This window comes from Serratia marcescens (assembly GCF_029846115.1).
Taxonomy (GTDB): Bacteria; Pseudomonadota; Gammaproteobacteria; order Enterobacterales; family Enterobacteriaceae; genus Serratia; species Serratia marcescens_L.
Genome location: NZ_JARVZZ010000001.1, coordinates 3,883,012 through 3,901,555, shown reverse-complemented (window position 1 = coordinate 3,901,555; position 18,544 = coordinate 3,883,012). Strand labels below are relative to the sequence as shown.

The following is an 18,544-nucleotide window of genomic DNA, read 5'->3' as shown; positions in this document are numbered from 1 at the left end:
CATGATCGATCTACTGCCCCTGACGCTGGAAGGGAACGAACCTGTCGAATGGCAGGGTGAAACGCCATTGCTGCGCTGGCGCTGGCAGGGGGAAGGGGTGCTGGAGCTCACGCCGCGGCAGCCTTACCGCCAGGCGATGGTGATGTCGGCGGGCGTGCACGGCAACGAAACCGCGCCGATCGAACTGCTCAATCAGTTGGTCGGTGATCTGCTGGCCGGCCGGTTGCCGCTGAGGGTGCGGCTGTTGGTGGTGCTGGGCAACCCGGCGGCGATGCGGGCCGGCAAGCGTTATCTGCACAGCGATATGAACCGCATGTTCGGCGGCCGCTACCGCAACTTCGCCGCCAGCGGCGAAACCGTGCGCGCGCAGCAGCTGGAGCGTGCGCTTGCCGCCTTTTTCGATGGGGAACAGGCGGCGCGCTTCCATTACGATTTGCACACCGCCATCCGTGAATCGCGGTTGCCACGCTTCGGCATTTTGCCCTTCCAGAAACGCCCGTACAGTGAGCCGATGTTAAAGCTGTTGGATGCCGCCGATTTGGATGCGCTGGTGGTGCACAGCGCACCGGGCGGGACTTTTAGCCATTACTCCAGTGAACATCTCAATGCGGCGAGCTGTACGCTCGAGCTGGGCAAAGCGCGGCCGTTCGGCAGCAACGATCTGCAGCAGTTCGCCGCCATCGATCGCGCTCTGCGGGCGGCGGTCAGCGAGGGGGCATTGCCGGCGCGTGCGGGCGACGAGATTCGAGTTTTCCGCGTGATGCACTCGTTGATCAAGCACAGCGAAGATTTCAAGCTGTACCTGGATGATGACACGGCCAATTTTACCGAACTGAAGCCGGGCATGTTGCTGTGCGAGCAGCCTCAGGAGGACTATCGCGTTGGCCCAGAGGGGGCGTGGATACTGTTCCCTAACCCCAATGTGGCGCTGGGCCTGCGCGCCGGTATGTTGTTGAACGAGGTTTCCCGCTCTACGCTGTATTGATTTATCCACGGCGGCGCCGTCAGCGCGCCGCCGTTATTCCCTTCATTATTTTACTCTGCTATTTCCCGCTATTTTAATTGCAGTAAGGCGAATTTTATTCGTTCCGAAGATATTCATTTATGCGAATGAATAAAAGGCAGCGTCAGATGATTAGCTGAAGGCCTTAATTGCCTGGTGAGTTTGTTAAGATAAAAATGTGAAATAAGTAACGTTTTTAATAACCATGCTAATTTTGTTGTTACTTTTGAATCGCGCAGAAAGCACGCAAAACGAAACCCAAATGCACTATTTTGGTGCGATGCACCATTTTGGTTATAACTTATGTGATAAAATATTCTTATATTCAATGGGTTGGGTGATTTCTTTTTTGTAATATTTGGTTACAAATAAACATGCTTTCTCCTCGTTGTTTCATGAACTTTTTGATTTTAAGTTTTGATTCATGATGCTAATGTCACATCACCCCCGCATTAGGGGAGCTCATAAAATACCAAAAGATAAAATCACAGCCCAAATTATAAATTGGGCGTGACGGGCAGGGTTCTAATTATAATATCTAGGAAAATAAATGATGAAACGCAGTGTATTAGCCTTAGCTGTCGCCCTCGGGGCGATCACCTCCTTCGCCAACGCGGCTGAAATCTACAATAAGGATGGCAATAAACTCGACCTGTACGGCCGTGTTAACGCCAAGCATTATTTCAGCGACAGTAAATCCAACGACGGCGATATGACCTATGTTCGTCTGGGCTTCAAAGGCGAAACGCAAATCAATGACCAGTTGACCGGTTACGGCCAGTGGGAATATAACGTCCAGGCCAATCACGACGAAGCGCAGGGCACCGCCGGCACCAAAACGCGTCTGGGCTTCGCGGGGCTGAAGTTCGGCAACTACGGTTCTTTCGACTACGGCCGTAACTACGGTGTGGTCTATGATGCCGAGGCTTACACCGACATGCTGCCGGAGTTCGGCGGCGACTCCTACAGCTATACCGATAACTTTATGACCGCCCGTTCCAACGGTTTGGCCACCTACCGTAACCGTGATTTCTTCGGCTTGGTGGAAGGCCTGAACCTGGCGGTGCAGTACCAGGGTAAAAACGACGGCGACGGCCGCAGCGTGACCAAGCAAAACGGCGACGGTTACGGCCTGTCTCTGGACTACCAGGACATCGGCGGTTCCGGCATCGGCGTAGCGGCGGCGTTCTCTGACTCCAACCGCACCAGCAAGCAGAAAGAGCTGCAGTATGGTAAGGGCGACAGCGCCACTGCCTGGACCACCGCGGTGAAATACGACGCCAACCAGGTTTACCTGGCTGCGATGTATGCCGAAACCCGTAACATGACGCCGATCAGCGTCAATGGCACTTCCGGCTTCGCCAATAAAACGCAAAACTTCGAAGTTGTGGCCCAGTATCAATTCGAGAACGGCCTGCGTCCTTCCGTGGCCTACGTGCAGTCCAAAGGCAAGGATATCGAAGGGATCGGTGATGCCGACCTGGTGAAATACGTGGAAGTGGGGGCGACTTACTACTTCAACAAAAATATGTACACCTACGTCGATTATCAAATCAACCAGCTGAGCGACGATAACAAACTGAAACTGGCCAACGATGATATCGTTGCCGTCAGCTTGACGTATCGCTTCTAAGCGGCAATTTCATTACCTTCATCCTGTGTCGGGATTGGTAATCAGGCAGGGCGTAAGCCCTGCCTTAGCTTGCTGACAAAGGAGGGAAAGCGTGTTTTTTCCTTCTTTGTGGTGAGCCGCCGAAAATCAATGAATTGATTTTTCTTTTTTAAATGTTCTCTTCGCTAAACCTGGCAATGCCATCAGGTTTGTCATTAACCTCAGGCAGGACGCAGGTCCCGCCTTTGTTTTATCGGGATCTCAGCTTTTGGGCGCCAACCCGACCAGCTCAATGGCGGAACGCAGCGCGGCGAAACGTTGCTGATCCTGCTCACGCTCTATTTCGTTCACCAGCTGTGAAAGAATATTGCCACCGGATACTTTTTTATGGTTTTGGATTAACTGCAACACTGCGTCGCCTAACGCCAGGCTGACGTCGCGCAGCAGAGTTTCATATTGCTCGTTGGAATGAGCCGATGCTGGCATGACCTTTCTCTGCCTCTCTCTTCTTCGGGAGACGCAATTTAGCAAAACAGCGGCCTTATGCCTCGGAGGAAGACGAAGTTTCCGAGGAAATCAGAAATTCCTCAGCATCGCGCGGGGAGGGAATTAAAAATCCGAATATTCGCTGGCTGGCAACCAGAAACCGTCGATAAACTCTTCCATGGGATAACAGCCGGCGTGTCGCAAGTTCTGTTCCTTCATCGCGACCAGGCATTGCGGCTCGTCACGCAATATGTCGACCACCATTTCACTGCAGCCACCATCCAGATAACAGACAAACATCACCAATGCGTACATCGTTGCACGCCTCCTTCGTCGAGTTGCCTTGTCTGCAACAGTGTAGGTAAAAAAGCGCGATTTTTCAGCATCATTGCACGATTAATCACCGTTGAAACGCCGCGGACGACACTTTCGGAATACTCTAACCGTTTCTGACGCCGTGAGCGGATGGCATATCCTTTTGTCGATGCTAAGCTTAACAAGCCTTACTTAAACGCATTAGTGCAACCATCAAAAGGAGTGAATATGGGCTTGTTTAACTTCGTCAAAGAAGCGGGAGAAAAACTGTGGGACACAGTCACCGGCAATGCCTCCGCCGAAGATCAAGGCGCCAAACTCAAGGAGCATCTCGATAAGAGCGGCTTGCCGGGCACCGACAAAGTCGAGGTGCAGGTGATCGATGGTAAAGCCGTAGTGACCGGCGACGCCGTCAGCCAGGAGTTAAAAGAGAAGATTCTGGTGGCGATTGGCAACGTGGCGGGTATCAGCGGCGTGGAAGACAAGGTGGCGGTGGCGCAATCCGATGCCGAGAGCCGCTTCTATACCGTGAAGAAGGGCGATACGCTGAGCGCGATCTCTAAAGAGATGTACGGCAACGCCAATCTGTACAACAAGATTTTCGAAGCCAACAAGCCGATGCTGTCGAGCCCGGACAAGATTTATCCGGGGCAGGTGTTGCGTATCCCGCAATAACGCGTTGGCCTGCCATAGCCCGGTTACGTACCGGGCTTTTTTTTTGTCCTCTGTAATAGGCGTCTCTTATTTCCCTGCGCTCCCTATGCCAGTTACATCTCCCCTGTGTCCCTGCTCGCTCGCCGGCAGGGGCGGTGTTGACCCTGATAGGGAAAATTGATAGCGTCATCCCCCGGTTGAGGCCGGAACGACCCAGGCGGCAACGTTGGCGCCTTATTCTGAGGGGATGTTTTGCCCCGTCAAACAGCAATGCAGCAGTTGAACGAGTGAAAACCGATTTAGTGAAACAACAGCGTAACGCCTCAACGGATAAAAATTATCGAGAAACCTTGGGTGATGCGCAATTTGCGATCGTCGTGTTGGCGGTGGCGTCCTGCTCACTGATTATCTTTACGCTGGCGGTCACGCTGTGGGTGACCTGACGCGATTAACTAGGGGAGATAAAATGGAGCCTAATCTCCATGATGAAACCAAACTGCTGGCGATCATCGGCCTGTTGGTGTCCGTGCTGCTGGTGGTATCAATTCTCTTTGGCGTGACCTATTTCTCCGATCTCAGGCACGCGCACGACGATATAGACATCAAGAGCTGCTATATCAAAGCGTCCTGATCCGCGCGAACGCGCCTGAGCGTCGCCGCTCTGTCGGGGAACTGTCCTGTGTTAAGCTTGGGCGGTTACCCTTGGCCAATCGGCGCCATTCAGGAGGTCTTTGCGATGAGTCAGTCACGCCCTACGCTCTCTTCACCTTCACGCGAGTGCCCTGTCGTTGACGGCGTGCGCCAGATACAACGTATTGCCGTGCGTAACGCCGAAGTGGGAGGCATTCCGATCAACCGTGCGTTGCCAACTCGGGAGCGGCGCACCGTTGGCGCCTGGTGTTTTCTCGATCACGCCGGGCCGACGGTATTCAACGGCGCCTCGCCCGGCATGGATGTGGGGCCGCATCCGCACATCGGGCTGCAAACGTTCACCTGGATGATAGAGGGGGAGGTGCTGCACCGAGACAGCCTCGGCAGTGAGCAGGTGATTCGCCCGGGTCAGGTTAACCTGATGACCGCAGGGCACGGCATTGCGCATACGGAACAGTCGGTGGGTGAGCAACGGCGATTGCATGCTGCGCAATTATGGATCGCGCTGCCGGCCGAACATGCCAATATGGCGCCACGCTTCGATCATTATCCTGACTTACCGCAATGGCAGAATAACGGCGTGAATCACCGTTTGTTGGTTGGGGAATTTGGCGCTTACCGTTCACCGGTGTTTACTCTTTCGCCATTAATCGCCATTGATCTGGAATGGGAGGAAGCGGCGAGAATCGAATTGCCGTTGCGCGATGATGATGAAGTCGGCTTTTTGCCCCTTATTGGTGCATTTGAACTTAATGGTGAAACCTTTTCACCTGATGAGTTCGCCTATTTGGGCATGAAGAATAACTCTATTGAGTTAAATGCACAGAAGGGCAGCCGGGGATTATTAATCGGTGGGGCGCCATTAAACGAAGAGATCCTTATCTGGTGGAATTTCGTTGGCCATACCAAGGCTGAAATTACTCGGGCTCAGCATGATTGGGAACAAGGGGCGCCGCGTTTCCCGGCGGTTAGCGGTTATTCTGGTGAGCGCATGACCGCACCGCGCCTGCCCTGGAGCGATGTTTGATAGCGTTCGGCTATAATCGCCGCGATTATTCGGCTTATTTCGCTCTAATAAGGCGTAATTAATGTGATCGCGGCTCCAGCTTTACGACAATATAAGGTTTCTCGGCGGAAAAGTGATCTGGCGCAAATAATGACAACGAGAAGAAGTTTAGGATAATCCTCAGGAAGTCAAGTTGTCTCCCGTTAGTCAGATGTCAGTGAGGTCATTATGAGCCAGGTACTTTATCGTGCAAGACTGTCCCATGTCGTGGTTGCCACGGCGCTGTTTTGGGTCTCTGTCGCGGCATTGTTGGTCGCCGTATTAAACTAACCTCAGAAAATGACTCCTGCATAAACCCGCTTCGGCGGGTTTTTTTTTATCTCCGCCGATGGGGAGATGAGAGGTAGCGTTTATAATTAATGACATCTTCAATAAATGACAGGGACCTTCATGAAGCTGTTTGCCGATATCTTGCTGCTGCTCATCGCAGCGCTCCATCTTTATATCCTGGTGCTGGAGATGTTCCTGTGGCGTACGCCACTCGGCAGGCGCGCATTCGGCACGACGGCGGAGTTCGCCGCAGCCACGCGGGTGTTGGCCGCTAATCAAGGGTTGTACAACGGCTTTCTGGCGTTGGGGTTGGTATGGAGCTATTGGCGTGGGGATATGGCACTGCAGCTGTTCTTTCTCGGGTGTGTGTTGGCGGCCGGGGTGTTCGGCGGGTTGACCGCCAGCCGCAAAATTCTGTGGGTGCAGGCGCTGCCGGCCGCGATCGCGATACTGGCGGTTTGGGGGGCGCGTTAACCCGTCGGTTTGCGGCGGGCGTCAGGCGGATTTTTGGTGAATGACGTGCAAAGGTGGAGCGATGTGCAGATCGACGCTCAAGTCCTGGCGGAAATCATAGGGCGTGATATTAAAACGCTTTCTGAACATGTAGGTGAAGTGGGACTGTGAACCGAAGCCAAAGTCCAGGGCGATATCGAAGATCGACGCTTCACTGCTGCGCAGTTGATAGACCGCGCCGGCCAGACGGCGTTCGCGAATGTATTTGCCGAGCGAAATCCCTGTCGCTTCTTTGAACAACTTCTGCATGTGCCACAGCGAGTAGCCGGAGTATTCGGCCAGCTCTTCGAGATGGATCACTCGTCCGAGGTGAGTTTCGACCCATTTGCTGAGGGCGCAGACCAACGAGAGGTGGTGTTCTTGTATCATCAGTGCGTCAGTGTGAGACCTACATAGCGGTGAAGTATACACAACTTGCCGCCGTGGACAAAAACGCCGCCGGTGACGGGGGGGAAATTATTCGGAAAAACCGTTTAACCGCCGCTTGTCAGCCGAAAGGAAAAACGGCTAATCTGAGACTGTCGCCGCCGCGGTGGGGGACGCAAAGAAGGCCGCAGCAAGTAACCGCCAAAACAGAGTCAGCCGTAACAACTCAACGTTGATGGGGTGATCGCATGTTAATGACAGTGATTATTACTCTGGTTGTAATCGTGGGCGTCGGCGCTTTTATGGCGATGCCGGTGATGAACATGAAAAATGCGGAAGGTGTAGGAGGTGAAGAACCGTGAGAGCAAAAGACATTGCACGCCGCTGAGCGGGGCGATCGCGAACCGGGAAAGCCTGGGTCAGAAACCCGGGCTTTTTGTTGTGTAACCGCTCAAACGTTTTTCCGCTCGACGGTTTCCTCTCCCCAATAAAGCTGGTCGGCGGTGGTTTTGGCAAAGGCCTTCTCCAGCGCTTCGTCGCTGCCTTCTTCCCAGATTTTCTGCGCCAACACTTCGTCGTTTCCTGCCAGCTCAAAAATGGCTTCGGCGATTTCCACCGAAGTTTCACGCACTGTCGCCCAGGATTTCACATTGTGATTCGCCATAACTTTCTCCTGTTGGTTGTGGCTGCGGGGGGTTTTATCACCGTCTTGCTGCAAGTATAGGCTAATCCGCCGCAGGCTTTTGCCCGGCGGTGCGCAGAAGGGGGAAAAAAATGGGGAGAGCGGGTAATGGCGCGGACGTCATGCTATTCTGTGCGGCGTTTGAATCAAGAGGGAAAGTTATTATGTCTGACATGCTGAGCAACGAGCAGGAACTGGCTTCCGATCTGGTCGCTTGCCAACTGGTCATCAAACAGATTCTGGACGTTATCGACGTGATTGCGCCGACCGAAGTGCGCGACAAGATGGCGGGTCAGCTCAAAAGCATCGATTTCTCCACGCACCCTGCAGGCGCCGATCCGGTGACCCGCCGAGCGATTGACAAGGCGATTGCGCTGATCGAAATGAAGTTTACCCGTAACTGAGGCGGGGCCGCCGCAGAGCGGCGGCGTCGGGCGGTGGCGGTTAATCCACCACCGTTTCGATTTTCTTGAACAGCGGGCAGTCGGCTACGCCGATGAAACCGTTGTCGCCATTCACATACTGGGCGATCGCCACGTTGCGCGCCGTCAGGTATTTGCATTGCAATCCCAACCCGCCAACGTTTTTGTTGCTACCGATCAGCACGCCGTAGCCCGAGATCAAAAAGCCGCCGTAAATGACCGCCAACACCAGTACCCACTTAATCAATCTGCTCATTGTGCTTCCTCGTTATCCCTGAGAGGGCATCTAGCCACGGCCCCCCCTGCGAGAACAAGGGTAACAGTCTGAAAACCGGGCGATAGCCAGAAATCTAAACGACAAGTTAAACTTCGTTTAACTTCGTTGTGATAACATGCGCGATAGATTACCCAGATAACAATGAGGCTGCTAAATTTGTTGCGAAAAAAAATCCTCGTGATAATGACGGCCGTCGCTGCCTGCCTGTTTTTCTACCTGCTGGCGCTGGACAGCTATTGCGACGATGGTGGAAATTTTGCGTTGGGCATCTGTTCGGTGACCCGCTTCGTGCCCTGGTAAGCAATTTTGGGCGGGGATGTTCGCACGGTCGCCGCGAGTGTTAAGATGGCGGCCTGAATGTCGCAGTAGATAGGGTTGTCCATGTACGATTTAGGTTTTGGCCAGAACGGCCTGTTGTCGCTGGCTCTCGCCGCCGTGGCGTTGCTGGTTGGGCTGTGGGTTTGGTTCCTGGTGAACCGCGCCAGCGTGCGCGCCAACGAGCAGATTCGCCTGCTGCAGGAGATTGCCGAGCAACAACGCCAACAAACGGCGCTGTTGAAACGCCTGGCGCATCGCGCTGGCGCTGATGGCGGCGATGCTGCTGACGATGACGATCTCAGCCCCGCGCTGGATTTCAAAGGTTTTATCCCCGAACGTTGAGCATGATGCTCCGGCCGGCGGCAGCGCCGCCGGGGCGCCTCAGTAAAACACCATGCCCTGATACGGTTTTTCCCGGCATGCCGCCAGGCGGCTGGCCAGATCGCCGGCATGGATCTCCAATTGATGCCCGTCAGGATCGAGAAAATAGAGCGATTCGCCTTCGCTGCGATTGCTTTTCCACTCTTTGACGCCGTTCTGGCGCAGCCGCTCGCTGACCCGCTCAATGTGTTCCGGCGCTACGCTGAAAGCGTAATGAGTGTAATCACGCTCGCGTTGTTGCGTACGCGATTCATCCAGCGACAGGCACAGCCACAACGCCCCCAACGAGAGATAGGCGCCGCCTTGCCAGCGGGCGTGCGGGGTAAACCCCAACAGATGGCGATAAAATTCGACGCTGCGATCGAGATCGCTGACGGCAAGCGTCAAGTGATTGAGGCCGGTCAACATGCATGCATTTCCTGGGCGCTGAACAGAGAGAAAAGTGTACGCAGGCGTTAAGGAAAGATAAAGGGGACAAAGCATTAGTAGAGATAATGTGAAAACCGGCGGCGCTGTCATAAAACTGTCGTACAGACATCGTAATGTAGCGCGAACCTTACGAAAGATGGATAAAGCCGATGATTAAATGGTACGAAGAAAGCGATGCCGAAGTGAACCGCAGCATCGCGCTGCTAACCGGGGAGAACCCGGACAAGTGGTATCCCTACGGTGGTGTGAAAGGTAAAGATTACTGCAAGAATCCCTCCGATGCCTGGCCGATCATTTGCGCCAACAAAATCAGTCTGAACCCCGACAACCAAAGCGACAGCCCGCAGTGGCAGGCACGCATGAGCACCCAGGGCGGTGAATGGCAGGCGGACAGCGCCAGCCCGCTGCGCGCGGCGATGATCTGCTTCCTGATGAGCCGACAGGCTAACTGAGTCGAACAATACCGGTGATTGGTAAGAGTTTCTCCTTTTTCTAATAACAGAACTGTCGTTGGCGGAGGCTGTTTATGAAGCGCATTATCAAAGGTGATAAAAACTTGTCTCATCTGGTGATTGCCCATGCGGCGATCGATCGTCATGCCGAAAGCTTCGGCCAGCGCCGTCAGGGCTGGCCCTCGACCTACCTGATAAAATATCAAAACGATCGCGTGGCGGTGGAAGTGGTCACGCGTAGCCAATCTTATGTCGCCACGCTGATGATCGGCGCGCGCAACCTGACCAAACTGTGCGGAATGCCTGGCTAAACGCTGCCCTTATCCGCTTTCTCTCGGTAAAAAAATCGCGCTCCGGCCTGCCGTCTCGGGGCGCTTCTCCTTGATGCTCACGGGGTTAAGTGTTAAAAAGCCGCCCGCAGATACATTTATTGATTGGTGAAATCTTGGCCGATAGCGGCAGGGGTGTACGCCATATGAGGATAAGATGGGCGGTCAGCATCAGGATACTCCGCTAAAACGCGGTTTAAAAAACAGACACATACAGCTTATTGCCCTCGGGGGCGCCATCGGAACCGGTTTATTTCTCGGCATTGCGCAAACCATTAAAATGGCCGGCCCCGCCGTGCTGTTGGGCTACGCTATCGGCGGTTTTATCGCGTTTTTAATCATGCGCCAGCTGGGCGAAATGGTGGTGGAAGAACCGGTCGCCGGCTCTTTCAGCCACTTTGCCTATAAATATTGGGGCGACTTCGCCGGCTTCCTTTCCGGCTGGAACTACTGGGCGATGTTCATTCTGGTCGGCATGGCGGAATTGACCGCCGTCGGCATCTACATTCAGTACTGGTGGCCGGAGATCCCCACCTGGGCCTCCGCCGCGCTGTTCTTCGTGCTGATCAACCTGATTAACCTGGTGAATGTGCGTCTGTACGGCGAAACCGAATTCTGGTTCGCCATCATCAAAGTGGTGGCGATTGTCGGCATGATCGTGTTCGGCGCCTGGCTGTTGGCCAGCGGCAACGGCGGCCCGCAGGCCAGCATCACCAACCTGTGGCAGCAGGGCGGCTTTATGCCGCACGGCTTCTCCGGACTGGTGATGGCGATGGCGGTCATCATGTTCTCGTTCGGCGGGCTGGAAATGGTCGGCATCACCGCGGCGGAAGCCGCCGATCCGCGTCGCAGCATTCCCAAAGCCACCAATCAGGTGGTGTACCGCATTCTGATCTTCTATATCGGCTCACTGACCGTGCTGCTGTCGCTCTATCCTTGGGGGCAAGTGGTGGAGGGCGGCAGTCCGTTCGTGCTGATCTTCCATGCGCTGAACAGCAATCTGGTGGCGACCGTGCTCAACGTGGTGGTGTTGACCGCCGCGCTGTCGGTCTACAACAGCGGCGTTTACGCCAACAGCCGCATGCTGTTCGGGCTGGCCAGCCAGGGCAATGCGCCGCAGGCGCTGACGCGCGTGAATAAACGCGGCGTGCCGGTGCTGTCCATCGCGCTGTCGGCGTTGATTACCTCGATTGGCGTGCTGATTAACTACCTGATGCCCGGTAAGGCGTTTGAGCTGCTGATGGCGCTGGTGGTGTCAACGCTGGTGATCAACTGGGTGATGATATGCCTGGCGCACCTGAAATTCCGTGCGGCCAAGAACCGCCAGGGCGTCATCCCCAGCTTTAAGGCGCTGTGGTATCCGTTCGGCAACTACCTGTGTCTGGCGTTCCTCGGCCTGATTCTGGTGATTATGTATTTCAGCGAAGGGATCCGCATTTCGGTGTTGCTGATGCCGGTGTGGATTGCGGTGCTGTGGTGCGGGTTTATGCTGACGCGCCGCAAAGGCGCCAAGCGTTAATCTGTGTGCTGCGGAGGCGTATGGCGCGCCTCCGCTTCTCTTCTCGTCAGCCGCGCGGCATAAAAGCGCGCCCCTCACCGTGACCCCGCCCCAGCAGTTTCCGGCACAGCAGCAGCAGGGTGCTGATCACATCGATGACCACCACGCTGAGCATCAGCAGGGTCAACATGAAGAATCCGAGCAGCGAACCGCCCAGCACCACCAGCGGTGCAGGTACGCGCAGACGGCGCAACTTCATGGCGAAATACATTTTCCAGTATTGCTTCTGCGCCAGCAGCGCGCTGCGAATACGGCGCCCCAGGCTTGAGCCTGATTTGCGGGATGTAGAACGACTCATAACTTCTCCTTTTCTGTATGCCCTACAAGTCAATCACAAAGATCTTAAGAGAGTCTTAACGGGCTCTTGGCGGCCCTGGCTGTCTCACCGGAGTGAGACAACAGCATAAGGCAAAAGGTCCCGAGATGCAGCGCACGGCTGACAAAGTGCGAGCTTCATCGGGTTTGTTACACTGAAAGTCATGCCCGTGCAGGGCGCAGTGGTCGGGAGAAAAGGCTGGATGAAAAGAATCAACCGTTATTACGACGCGGCCAAGGCGCATCACACGCCGGAGGGATTTCGCAACCCGGAGCCCTCGCTGCGCCAGGAGGGCGACCTGCAGCGTTGGCAGGATGAGCGCAAGCGGCAGGGGCTGCCCAGGCCGCCGCAGCACGGCTATGCGCAATTTACCGAACGCTGGTGGCAACCCGCCGATCTCAGCGGCAGCGATGACAGCATCTGGTGGCTGGGGCATGCGTCAATGCTGTTGCGGCTGGGCGGCCGCTATATTCTGATCGACCCAGTGTTGTCCGAACGCGCCTCGCCGCTGAGTTTCTACGGTCCGAAGCGCAGAACGCCGACGCCGCTGACGGTGGGGCAACTGCCGGCGGTGGATGTGGTGCTGATCTCCCATAATCACTATGACCATCTCGACAGGCGCACGGTACGGCAGCTGGCGCGGCGCTTCCCACAGGCCGAGTTTATCGTGCCGCTCGGCTTGAAGCGCTGGTTCCGCCGCTATCGGCTGAAGGTGCATGAACTGGACTGGTGGCAGAGCCTGCCGCTGGGCGAACTGACGGTCTACGCCACGCCGGCGCGGCACTGGAGCATGCGCACGCTGTGGGATCGCAATCGCTCGCTGTGGTGCGGTTGGGTGATCCATCATCCGGCGCTGCGGTTCTATTTTTCCGGCGACAGCGGCTATTCGGCGCAGCTGGCGGAAATCGGTCAACGGTTGGGACCGTTCGACGTGGCGGCGTTGCCCATTGGCGCCTATGCGCCGCGCTGGTTCATGCAGGAACAGCATATGGATCCGCAGCAGTCGGTGACGCTGTATCGCGAGCTGAATCAGCCGCGAGCCATTCCCATCCATTGGGGGGTATTCGAACTGGCAGACGAATCGCTCGACGAACCGCCGCAGCAGCTGAACCTGGCGCTGAACGAGGCGGGGTTGGAGCAGCATCAATTCCACCCGCTGAAGATTGGCGAGCGCATCGCGTTGCAGGACTCACCGCAAGCGTTCTCTCTTCGCCCTGTGGGGCAGGGGAAAGAATAAGAGCAACGGTTTGAAAGCGTGGCAGTAATTAGCAAAATTGATAAGTACGGGTGGCGATTCAAATAACCACCCGATTTTCAGGATTTAATTCAGCGCTGCTCTTTTGCTATTCACAAGGTTATTCCGGCTATTCAGAGTCATGGCTTTCGGATTATTTAGGATGAAACAACCGGCCAGCGGGAGCGGCGCCAGGACGTTGCATGCTTATGCAACCGTTGCCTGTTGTACCCGCGTCACCTCCGGCTTCCGACGCGATGGGGTTCGCGCCCCGAGGGGGCAGGGCTGAAAGCCGACGATGAATGCGCTTTCCGGCGGTAAAGGGGCGGAGAAGCATTGAATAAATTGGCCCCCGTTCATCGATATTCAAATGTTGCATATGACATTCCATAAAGATTCAAATTTTTTAACGCTATAAGCGACGAAAAAGCGAAAATGCCGAGAAGGAGATGCGTCAAAACGATGAAAGTTTTGTTAAAACGCTATCAGAATGCGGGGTCTGGCGCAGTGAGTTTGGCAAGCAGAAAATAGCCGATGCTTCAACATCTTTTGGCCTATTTAAGCAAATGTGGCGCTCGACCGTTTCAAATATGTGCGACATGTCGTTCAGTGATTAAAAATGGCTTGCCATCGCATACAGAGTATGTGATAACGCATCTGGGTAAAACGAGGTACAGTTCTGTATATGTGTGGCATTTTCAGTAAAGAAGTTCTGAGTAAAGACGTTAGCGTTGAATACCGCTTCTCTGCCGATCCTTATCTTAGTGCCTCAAGCAGTAACGACTCTAGTTTGTCTATGTAACGCCCTCGGGCGGTTTAAACAATCCAAAGGAAATACTCAAGATGGCAAAGATCAAAGGTCAAGTTAAGTGGTTCAACGAGTCTAAAGGTTTCGGTTTCATCACCCCGGCTGACGGCAGCAAAGACGTGTTCGTACACTTCTCTGCAATCCAGGGTAACGGCTTCAAAACCCTGGCTGAAGGCCAGAACGTTGAGTTCGAAATCCAAGATGGCCAGAAAGGTCCATCTGCAGTAAACGTTACTGCTATCTAATCAGCGTCAGCTGTACAAAAAGCCCGCCTTCGAGCGGGCTTTTTCGTTTCCGTCATCCGGCGGCGATGATGATACCGGCGTACTGGTTGCGGCCTTTGATCCCCGGATGCGTCGGATCCTGCGCGCGTCGGTGGCTGTTGCGGCGATAGCTGGTGTATTTGAAGCGCTGTGGCCGCTGTGGGTCGACGTCCGGCGTGCAGATGGTGCAACTGCCGGCGCGGTCAACGGCGGCGAAGCCGAGCGCCGTCAGCTTGTATTCGGCAATTGCGGCCAAATCGAGATGACGGTAATGCGGGCTGATCAGCGTGGCGGGCAGCGGCAGGCGTTGTTTAAAATTTTCCACCAGCGCTTCATCGACTTCGTAGCAGCACGGGCCGGCGGCAGGGCCGATAGAGGCCACCCAGTCGGCGGCATCGCCGTCCTGGCGAATGCGCGCTGCCATCTGTTCCAGAATGCCGTCCAGCAACCCGCGCCAGCCGGCGTGTACCGCCGCGATAGCGCCGCCGTCACGGCGGCTGAACAGCACCGGCAGACAGTCCGCCGTCAGTACGCTGAGCAGAATGCCGGGCTGGCGAGTATAGAAACCATCGGCCTCGCCGCACGCCTGCGCCGGTTGCAGCACGTCGACAATGCGGGTGCCGTGCACCTGTTTTTTTTCCGGCAGCGTGGCGCTGTAGGGCAGCAGATGCCCGGGCAGCAGCGCGAGTTTGCTGCCGAAGCCGTGCTGAATGTGGGGCACCGCATCGAGCAGCGCGGAACGATCGCTCATAAGTTATGTTCACCTGCGTGAGAAAACAGACTCTCAGTGTAGCCAGCTTTTTCCCCGCTTGGCCAGGCGTTGTTGGCGGAGAAAGCGAGCGGGGATGCGCCTTGCATCGAGCCGACGCCTTCTTTAGACTAGCCGCGCCCTGTCTCTTTGGAAGCCCATTCATGTCTTATCAATGCCCTCTGTGTCATCAACCGCTGCATTTTTCATCGCAACACTGGCGTTGCGACGGCAATCATCAGTTCGATCAAGCCAAAGAAGGCTACGTCAATCTGCTGCCGGTGCAGCACAAACGATCGAAGCAGCCGGGAGACAGCGCGGAAATGATGCAGGCACGGCGCGCGTTTCTCGACGGCGGTTATTATCAGCCGCTGCAGCAGCAGGTGGCCGAGTGGCTGGATTTGGCGCTGGCGGCCGATGCAGGCGCGTTGTTGGATATAGGCTGTGGGGAAGGGTATTACACCGCCGCCGTGGCCGCACGGCTGGCGCAGGCACGCAATATGGCAGTCTATGGGCTGGACGTCGCCAAGGTAGCGATCCGCTACGCCGCCAAACGTTATCCTGCGGTCTCGTTCTGCGTCGCCTCCAGCCACCGTCTGCCGTTCGCCGATGGGGCGCTGGATGCAGTCTTGCGCATTTATGCGCCTTGCAAGGCGCAGGAGCTGGCGCGGGTGGTGAAGCCGGGTGGCGTAGTGGTGACGGTCTCGCCGGGCCCGCGTCATCTGTACCAGTTGAAAGAACAGGTCTACCAGCAGGTGCAGCTGCATGCCGAACAGGACGAGCAGTTCGCCGGATTTGAGTGTGAGCGTAAAGAGGCGTTAGCCTACACGATGACCCTGCCGGGCGCGCAGGCTGCCAACCTGCTGCAGATGACGCCGTTCGCCTGGCGCGCTACGCCGGAGGTGCAACAGGGGTTGGCGGATGGCGCCGAGTTCGTGTGCGAAACGGATTTCGTGTTGGCGCTGTACCGACGCCGCGCTTAACGGGCGCACTGAGCCCAGAAACAAAAAAACCTGCCGCGGCAGGTTTTTTTGCAGAGCGAGCGCCTCAGGCCAGGTAGCCGAGATGCTCCAGCAGAATGTTGAAGCCGATACCTATCAGCACCACGCCGCCGAGGATCTCGGCGCGTTTGCCCAGCAGCGGGCCGATAAAGCGGCCAATCATCATGCCCAGCGTCGCCATGATCATGGTGGCACAGCCGATGGCCATGGCGGTATGCACGATATTGACCTGCAGGAAGGCCAGACCGACGCCGATAGCCATGGCGTCGAGGCTGGTGGCGATAGCGGTGGCCACCAAGATCCAGAAGCCGTGGCGTTTGACCTTCTCTTCCTCATCGGGCCTGTTGCGCACCCCTTCGACGATCATGCGCATGCCGAGAATGAACAGCAGGGAAAAGGCGACCCAGTGGTCCCATTCCATGATGTATTGGCTGGCGAACAGACCGATGGCCCAACCGATGAGCGGGGTGATCGCTTCAACCACGCCGAAGATCAGGCCGGTACGGATCGCTTCGCGGAAACGGGGTTGATGCAGGCTGGCACCTTTGCCGATCGAAGCGGCGAAAGCATCCATGGACATGCCGAAAGCGAGAATGAGTGTAGCTGAAAGGTTCATGTGAAATAGCCTCGGCCGGGTGGCTCCATATACACGTAACCCACCCCCAACCTAACGACGGAGTTACGTGTCTATGGTCTCGCCAACCTTACCTGGCTGCCCGCACCACGTTTCATACGGCGAAACGAGTATGTTGATACGGGCGTTTCTGGCATTTTATTCTCCAGAAACCGGCTACTCCCCAATGACGGCGCAACCATACCATATTATTTCTGCCACCGACAACTTTATTCTGGAGTTATGTTCGCTCTTAATTGAGACTCGTTTTCATTAATCCAAGTTGATATGGGAATATAATGTAGACGTGGGTAACAATGTTGCAGAAATAATAGTCAGAAAGGAAATGGCGCTGCCGATTAATTATCCACAAGCAGCGCAAGGTTTGAGCGAAAGTAAAATGATTTTTTCTTTATTTATTGATTATAAATGAAAAAGTGGTAAATCCTCTCCAGGTCGTCCAGGTGAGTCACCTGAACCAACAGCCGGCGCTGTTCCAGGTCGACGGCCAGAATGCCATCCTCCGATAAATTCATGGCTTTAATACGGTTATATTCGACAAACACATTGGCGAAGAAAAATCCGTGTGTTTTAAACACCATCTTGGGCGTGCGAATATAAGAAACATAGATAGCGAGCAGCGCCAAAGAAATAAGCAGATAGGTGGTTAATACCGCACCACTGTCGGTGACATTGCGGTAAATCAGAATGACGATCAGGCCGACGAAAATCAGGCTGTCGAGGCGGTTACGGCGTTTGAGCGGCACTTTGAGCCGCGTTTTGCCTTTCAGCAGATCCATGCCGAATTCGTCGTACAGCGAATACAGCAACAGCAGGGCGATAAACAGCATCAGTACGGCGTCGGTCAGTGACATCTCTTGCTCCACACATAAAAAAGCCGGGGGTTGCCCCCCGGCCGTTTCGAACGATTACAGGCCCAGCAGGCCAATCCAATAGCCAAAGATACCGATGACGAAGAAGCCGATGATGATCCACAGCGCATTGACTTTTTTACGCAGCAGCCACATACAGGCGAAGGTCAGCAGCAACGGCACCAGGCCCGGCATCAGCTGGTCGAGGATGGTCTGCACCGTGGTGACGTTGGTATGCCCGGTCTGGTCGGTGATCTTGGACACCACCAGCGGGATATTCACGTGCGTCCACTTGTTGACCAACGCGCCCATGACAAACAGGCCGAGAATGGACGCCCCTTCCGTCAATTTCTGCAGGAAGCCGCCGCCCATGTCGTTGACGATATCCACCCCTTTACGGTAACCGTAGGCCACGCCGTAGTAGCGGGTCAACAGGCGCACCAGGTTGAACAGCACGAAGAACAGGATCGGCCCGAGCAGGCTGCCGCTCATGGCGATGCCGGCGCCGAGCGCGGCGAATACCGGCCGCACGGTGCCCCAGAAGATCGGGTCACCGACGCCCGCCAAAGGCCCCATCAGACCGACCTTGATGCCGTTGATCGCGCCGTCGTCGATCGGCGCGCCGTTGGCGCGTTGCTCTTCCATCGCCATGGTTACGCCGAGCACCGGCGCCGCCACGTAAGGGTGGGTGTTGAAGAACTCGAGGTGGCGCTTGATCGCCTGTTTGCGATCGTCATTGTTTTCCGGATACAGGCGACGGATCACCGGGACCATCGAGAAGCAAAAACCCAGCGCCTGCATGCGCTCGAAGTTCCACGAACCCTGGAACAGGTTCGAGCGCAGGAATACGCCGCGAATATCGGCCGGCGTGAGTTTCTTTTGAGCAGTTGTATCAACCATTTCTC

28 protein-coding genes and 1 riboswitch are annotated in these 18,544 nt (G+C 55.6%); of the genes, 17 read left to right on the top strand and 11 right to left on the bottom strand.

Annotated elements, in window-relative coordinates; all coding sequences use genetic code 11:
* Position 1: 1 nt before the first annotated feature.
* Together astE and ompC are read left to right on the top strand one after the other, a co-directional pair.
* A complete protein-coding gene (gene astE / locus QDT79_RS18610) occupies positions 2–985 on the top strand; it encodes a succinylglutamate desuccinylase (protein WP_063990196.1) in 984 nt (327 codons plus the stop codon).
* Positions 986–1,553: 568 nt separating this feature from the next.
* Complete coding sequence (gene ompC, locus QDT79_RS18605; protein WP_046687263.1) at positions 1,554–2,636, top strand: porin OmpC; 1,083 nt, start codon at positions 1,554–1,556, stop codon at positions 2,634–2,636.
* Between the two features lie 240 nt (positions 2,637–2,876).
* Here the strand turns inward: ompC and QDT79_RS18600 are convergent, their stop codons facing one another.
* Together QDT79_RS18600 and QDT79_RS18595 are read right to left on the bottom strand one after the other, a co-directional pair.
* Positions 2,877–3,101, bottom strand: a complete 225-nt coding sequence (locus tag QDT79_RS18600) for a biofilm development regulator YmgB/AriR family protein (protein ID WP_063990195.1) — start codon at positions 3,099–3,101, stop codon at positions 2,877–2,879.
* 123 nt (positions 3,102–3,224) lie between these two features.
* The gene (locus QDT79_RS18595) at positions 3,225–3,416 is read right to left on the bottom strand and encodes a YdfD/YebW family protein (RefSeq protein ID WP_004934567.1); all 192 of its coding nucleotides are present in this window, start codon (positions 3,414–3,416) and stop codon (positions 3,225–3,227) included.
* Positions 3,417–3,644: 228 nt separating this feature from the next.
* Here QDT79_RS18595 and lysM point away from each other — a divergent pair, with 228 nt between their 5' ends.
* From lysM to QDT79_RS18570, 5 genes are all read left to right on the top strand, one after another.
* The gene (gene lysM, locus QDT79_RS18590; protein ID WP_107226346.1) at positions 3,645–4,091 is read left to right on the top strand and encodes a peptidoglycan-binding protein LysM; all 447 of its coding nucleotides are present in this window, start codon (positions 3,645–3,647) and stop codon (positions 4,089–4,091) included.
* Positions 4,092–4,357: 266 nt separating this feature from the next.
* The gene (locus QDT79_RS18585; protein WP_016927390.1) at positions 4,358–4,513 is read left to right on the top strand and encodes a hypothetical protein; all 156 of its coding nucleotides are present in this window, start codon (positions 4,358–4,360) and stop codon (positions 4,511–4,513) included.
* A gap of 23 nt (positions 4,514–4,536) precedes the next feature.
* Complete coding sequence (locus tag QDT79_RS18580) at positions 4,537–4,701, top strand: hypothetical protein (protein WP_162837923.1); 165 nt, start codon at positions 4,537–4,539, stop codon at positions 4,699–4,701.
* A gap of 105 nt (positions 4,702–4,806) precedes the next feature.
* Positions 4,807–5,748 (top strand): pirin family protein, encoded by a 942-nt coding sequence (locus QDT79_RS18575; protein ID WP_063990193.1) that lies wholly within the window; start codon positions 4,807–4,809, stop codon positions 5,746–5,748.
* A 435-nt stretch (positions 5,749–6,183) separates the two neighbouring features.
* On the top strand, positions 6,184–6,531 hold the full coding sequence (locus tag QDT79_RS18570; RefSeq protein WP_233221877.1) for a DUF1304 domain-containing protein: 348 nt from the start codon (positions 6,184–6,186) through the stop codon (positions 6,529–6,531).
* 21 nt (positions 6,532–6,552) lie between these two features.
* Here QDT79_RS18570 and QDT79_RS18565 read toward each other — a convergent pair whose 3' ends face one another.
* Positions 6,553–6,939, bottom strand: a complete 387-nt coding sequence (locus QDT79_RS18565) for a helix-turn-helix domain-containing protein (RefSeq protein ID WP_063990191.1) — start codon at positions 6,937–6,939, stop codon at positions 6,553–6,555.
* Positions 6,940–7,387: 448 nt separating this feature from the next.
* Positions 7,388–7,600, bottom strand: a complete 213-nt coding sequence (locus tag QDT79_RS18560) for a YccJ family protein (protein ID WP_004927694.1) — start codon at positions 7,598–7,600, stop codon at positions 7,388–7,390.
* A 182-nt stretch (positions 7,601–7,782) separates the two neighbouring features.
* Between QDT79_RS18560 and QDT79_RS18555 the strand changes: the two genes are divergently transcribed.
* The gene (locus tag QDT79_RS18555; protein ID WP_004927692.1) at positions 7,783–8,022 is read left to right on the top strand and encodes a DUF2766 family protein; all 240 of its coding nucleotides are present in this window, start codon (positions 7,783–7,785) and stop codon (positions 8,020–8,022) included.
* A gap of 40 nt (positions 8,023–8,062) precedes the next feature.
* On the opposite strand, the gene QDT79_RS18550 is transcribed toward QDT79_RS18555, so the two are convergent.
* Positions 8,063–8,296 carry a YobH family protein gene (locus QDT79_RS18550; protein ID WP_038877047.1) on the bottom strand — a complete coding sequence of 78 codons (234 nt, stop codon included), beginning with the start codon at positions 8,294–8,296 and terminating at the stop codon, positions 8,063–8,065.
* 177 nt (positions 8,297–8,473) lie between these two features.
* On the opposite strand from QDT79_RS18550, the gene mgrB reads away from it, so the two are divergent.
* Together mgrB and QDT79_RS18540 are read left to right on the top strand one after the other, a co-directional pair.
* The gene (gene mgrB / locus QDT79_RS18545) at positions 8,474–8,617 is read left to right on the top strand and encodes a PhoP/PhoQ regulatory lipoprotein MgrB (RefSeq protein ID WP_016927395.1); all 144 of its coding nucleotides are present in this window, start codon (positions 8,474–8,476) and stop codon (positions 8,615–8,617) included.
* A gap of 81 nt (positions 8,618–8,698) precedes the next feature.
* On the top strand, positions 8,699–8,977 hold the full coding sequence (locus QDT79_RS18540; RefSeq protein WP_107226345.1) for a YebO family protein: 279 nt from the start codon (positions 8,699–8,701) through the stop codon (positions 8,975–8,977).
* A gap of 39 nt (positions 8,978–9,016) precedes the next feature.
* Here the strand turns inward: QDT79_RS18540 and fos are convergent, their stop codons facing one another.
* Positions 9,017–9,424, bottom strand: a complete 408-nt coding sequence (gene fos, locus QDT79_RS18535) for a fosfomycin resistance glutathione transferase (RefSeq protein ID WP_063990189.1) — start codon at positions 9,422–9,424, stop codon at positions 9,017–9,019.
* A 170-nt stretch (positions 9,425–9,594) separates the two neighbouring features.
* Between fos and QDT79_RS18530 the strand changes: the two genes are divergently transcribed.
* From QDT79_RS18530 to QDT79_RS18520, 3 genes are all read left to right on the top strand, one after another.
* Positions 9,595–9,897 carry a phage protein NinX family protein gene (locus tag QDT79_RS18530; protein WP_004927682.1) on the top strand — a complete coding sequence of 101 codons (303 nt, stop codon included), beginning with the start codon at positions 9,595–9,597 and terminating at the stop codon, positions 9,895–9,897.
* 74 nt (positions 9,898–9,971) lie between these two features.
* Positions 9,972–10,208: a DUF4060 family protein gene (locus QDT79_RS18525; protein WP_004927680.1), complete on the top strand. Its 237-nt coding sequence runs from the start codon at positions 9,972–9,974 to the stop codon at positions 10,206–10,208.
* A 175-nt stretch (positions 10,209–10,383) separates the two neighbouring features.
* Complete coding sequence (locus tag QDT79_RS18520) at positions 10,384–11,745, top strand: amino acid permease (RefSeq protein WP_063990188.1); 1,362 nt, start codon at positions 10,384–10,386, stop codon at positions 11,743–11,745.
* A 46-nt stretch (positions 11,746–11,791) separates the two neighbouring features.
* Here QDT79_RS18520 and QDT79_RS18515 read toward each other — a convergent pair whose 3' ends face one another.
* Positions 11,792–12,082, bottom strand: coding sequence for a hypothetical protein (locus QDT79_RS18515; RefSeq protein ID WP_063990187.1), 291 nt, complete (start codon positions 12,080–12,082; stop codon positions 11,792–11,794).
* 220 nt (positions 12,083–12,302) lie between these two features.
* On the opposite strand from QDT79_RS18515, the gene QDT79_RS18510 reads away from it, so the two are divergent.
* The 3 genes from QDT79_RS18510 (at position 12,303) to cspE (ending at position 14,387) form a co-directional block, all read left to right on the top strand.
* Positions 12,303–13,337: an MBL fold metallo-hydrolase gene (locus QDT79_RS18510; protein WP_063990186.1), complete on the top strand. Its 1,035-nt coding sequence runs from the start codon at positions 12,303–12,305 to the stop codon at positions 13,335–13,337.
* Between the two features lie 682 nt (positions 13,338–14,019).
* Positions 14,020–14,136, top strand: coding sequence for a DUF2627 domain-containing protein (locus QDT79_RS18505; RefSeq protein WP_002211058.1), 117 nt, complete (start codon positions 14,020–14,022; stop codon positions 14,134–14,136).
* A 41-nt stretch (positions 14,137–14,177) separates the two neighbouring features.
* Complete coding sequence (cspE, locus tag QDT79_RS18500) at positions 14,178–14,387, top strand: transcription antiterminator/RNA stability regulator CspE (protein ID WP_002221949.1); 210 nt, start codon at positions 14,178–14,180, stop codon at positions 14,385–14,387.
* Positions 14,388–14,439: 52 nt separating this feature from the next.
* Here the strand turns inward: cspE and pgeF are convergent, their stop codons facing one another.
* The gene (pgeF, locus tag QDT79_RS18495; protein ID WP_063990185.1) at positions 14,440–15,156 is read right to left on the bottom strand and encodes a peptidoglycan editing factor PgeF; all 717 of its coding nucleotides are present in this window, start codon (positions 15,154–15,156) and stop codon (positions 14,440–14,442) included.
* A gap of 161 nt (positions 15,157–15,317) precedes the next feature.
* Between pgeF and rlmA the strand changes: the two genes are divergently transcribed.
* On the top strand, positions 15,318–16,136 hold the full coding sequence (gene rlmA / locus QDT79_RS18490; RefSeq protein ID WP_130017580.1) for a 23S rRNA (guanine(745)-N(1))-methyltransferase: 819 nt from the start codon (positions 15,318–15,320) through the stop codon (positions 16,134–16,136).
* A 64-nt stretch (positions 16,137–16,200) separates the two neighbouring features.
* Here rlmA and mntP read toward each other — a convergent pair whose 3' ends face one another.
* The 3 genes from mntP to QDT79_RS18475 form a co-directional block, all read right to left on the bottom strand.
* Positions 16,201–16,770: a manganese efflux pump MntP gene (mntP, locus tag QDT79_RS18485; protein ID WP_063990183.1), complete on the bottom strand. Its 570-nt coding sequence runs from the start codon at positions 16,768–16,770 to the stop codon at positions 16,201–16,203.
* 11 nt (positions 16,771–16,781) lie between these two features.
* Positions 16,782–16,965, bottom strand: a riboswitch (yybP-ykoY riboswitch).
* A 218-nt stretch (positions 16,966–17,183) separates the two neighbouring features.
* Positions 17,184–17,642, bottom strand: coding sequence for a DUF986 family protein (locus tag QDT79_RS18480; RefSeq protein WP_308316897.1), 459 nt, complete (start codon positions 17,640–17,642; stop codon positions 17,184–17,186).
* Positions 17,643–17,696: 54 nt separating this feature from the next.
* Positions 17,697–18,539 (bottom strand): PTS mannose transporter subunit IID, encoded by an 843-nt coding sequence (locus QDT79_RS18475; RefSeq protein WP_033634889.1) that lies wholly within the window; start codon positions 18,537–18,539, stop codon positions 17,697–17,699.
* Positions 18,540–18,544 lie beyond the last annotated feature (5 nt).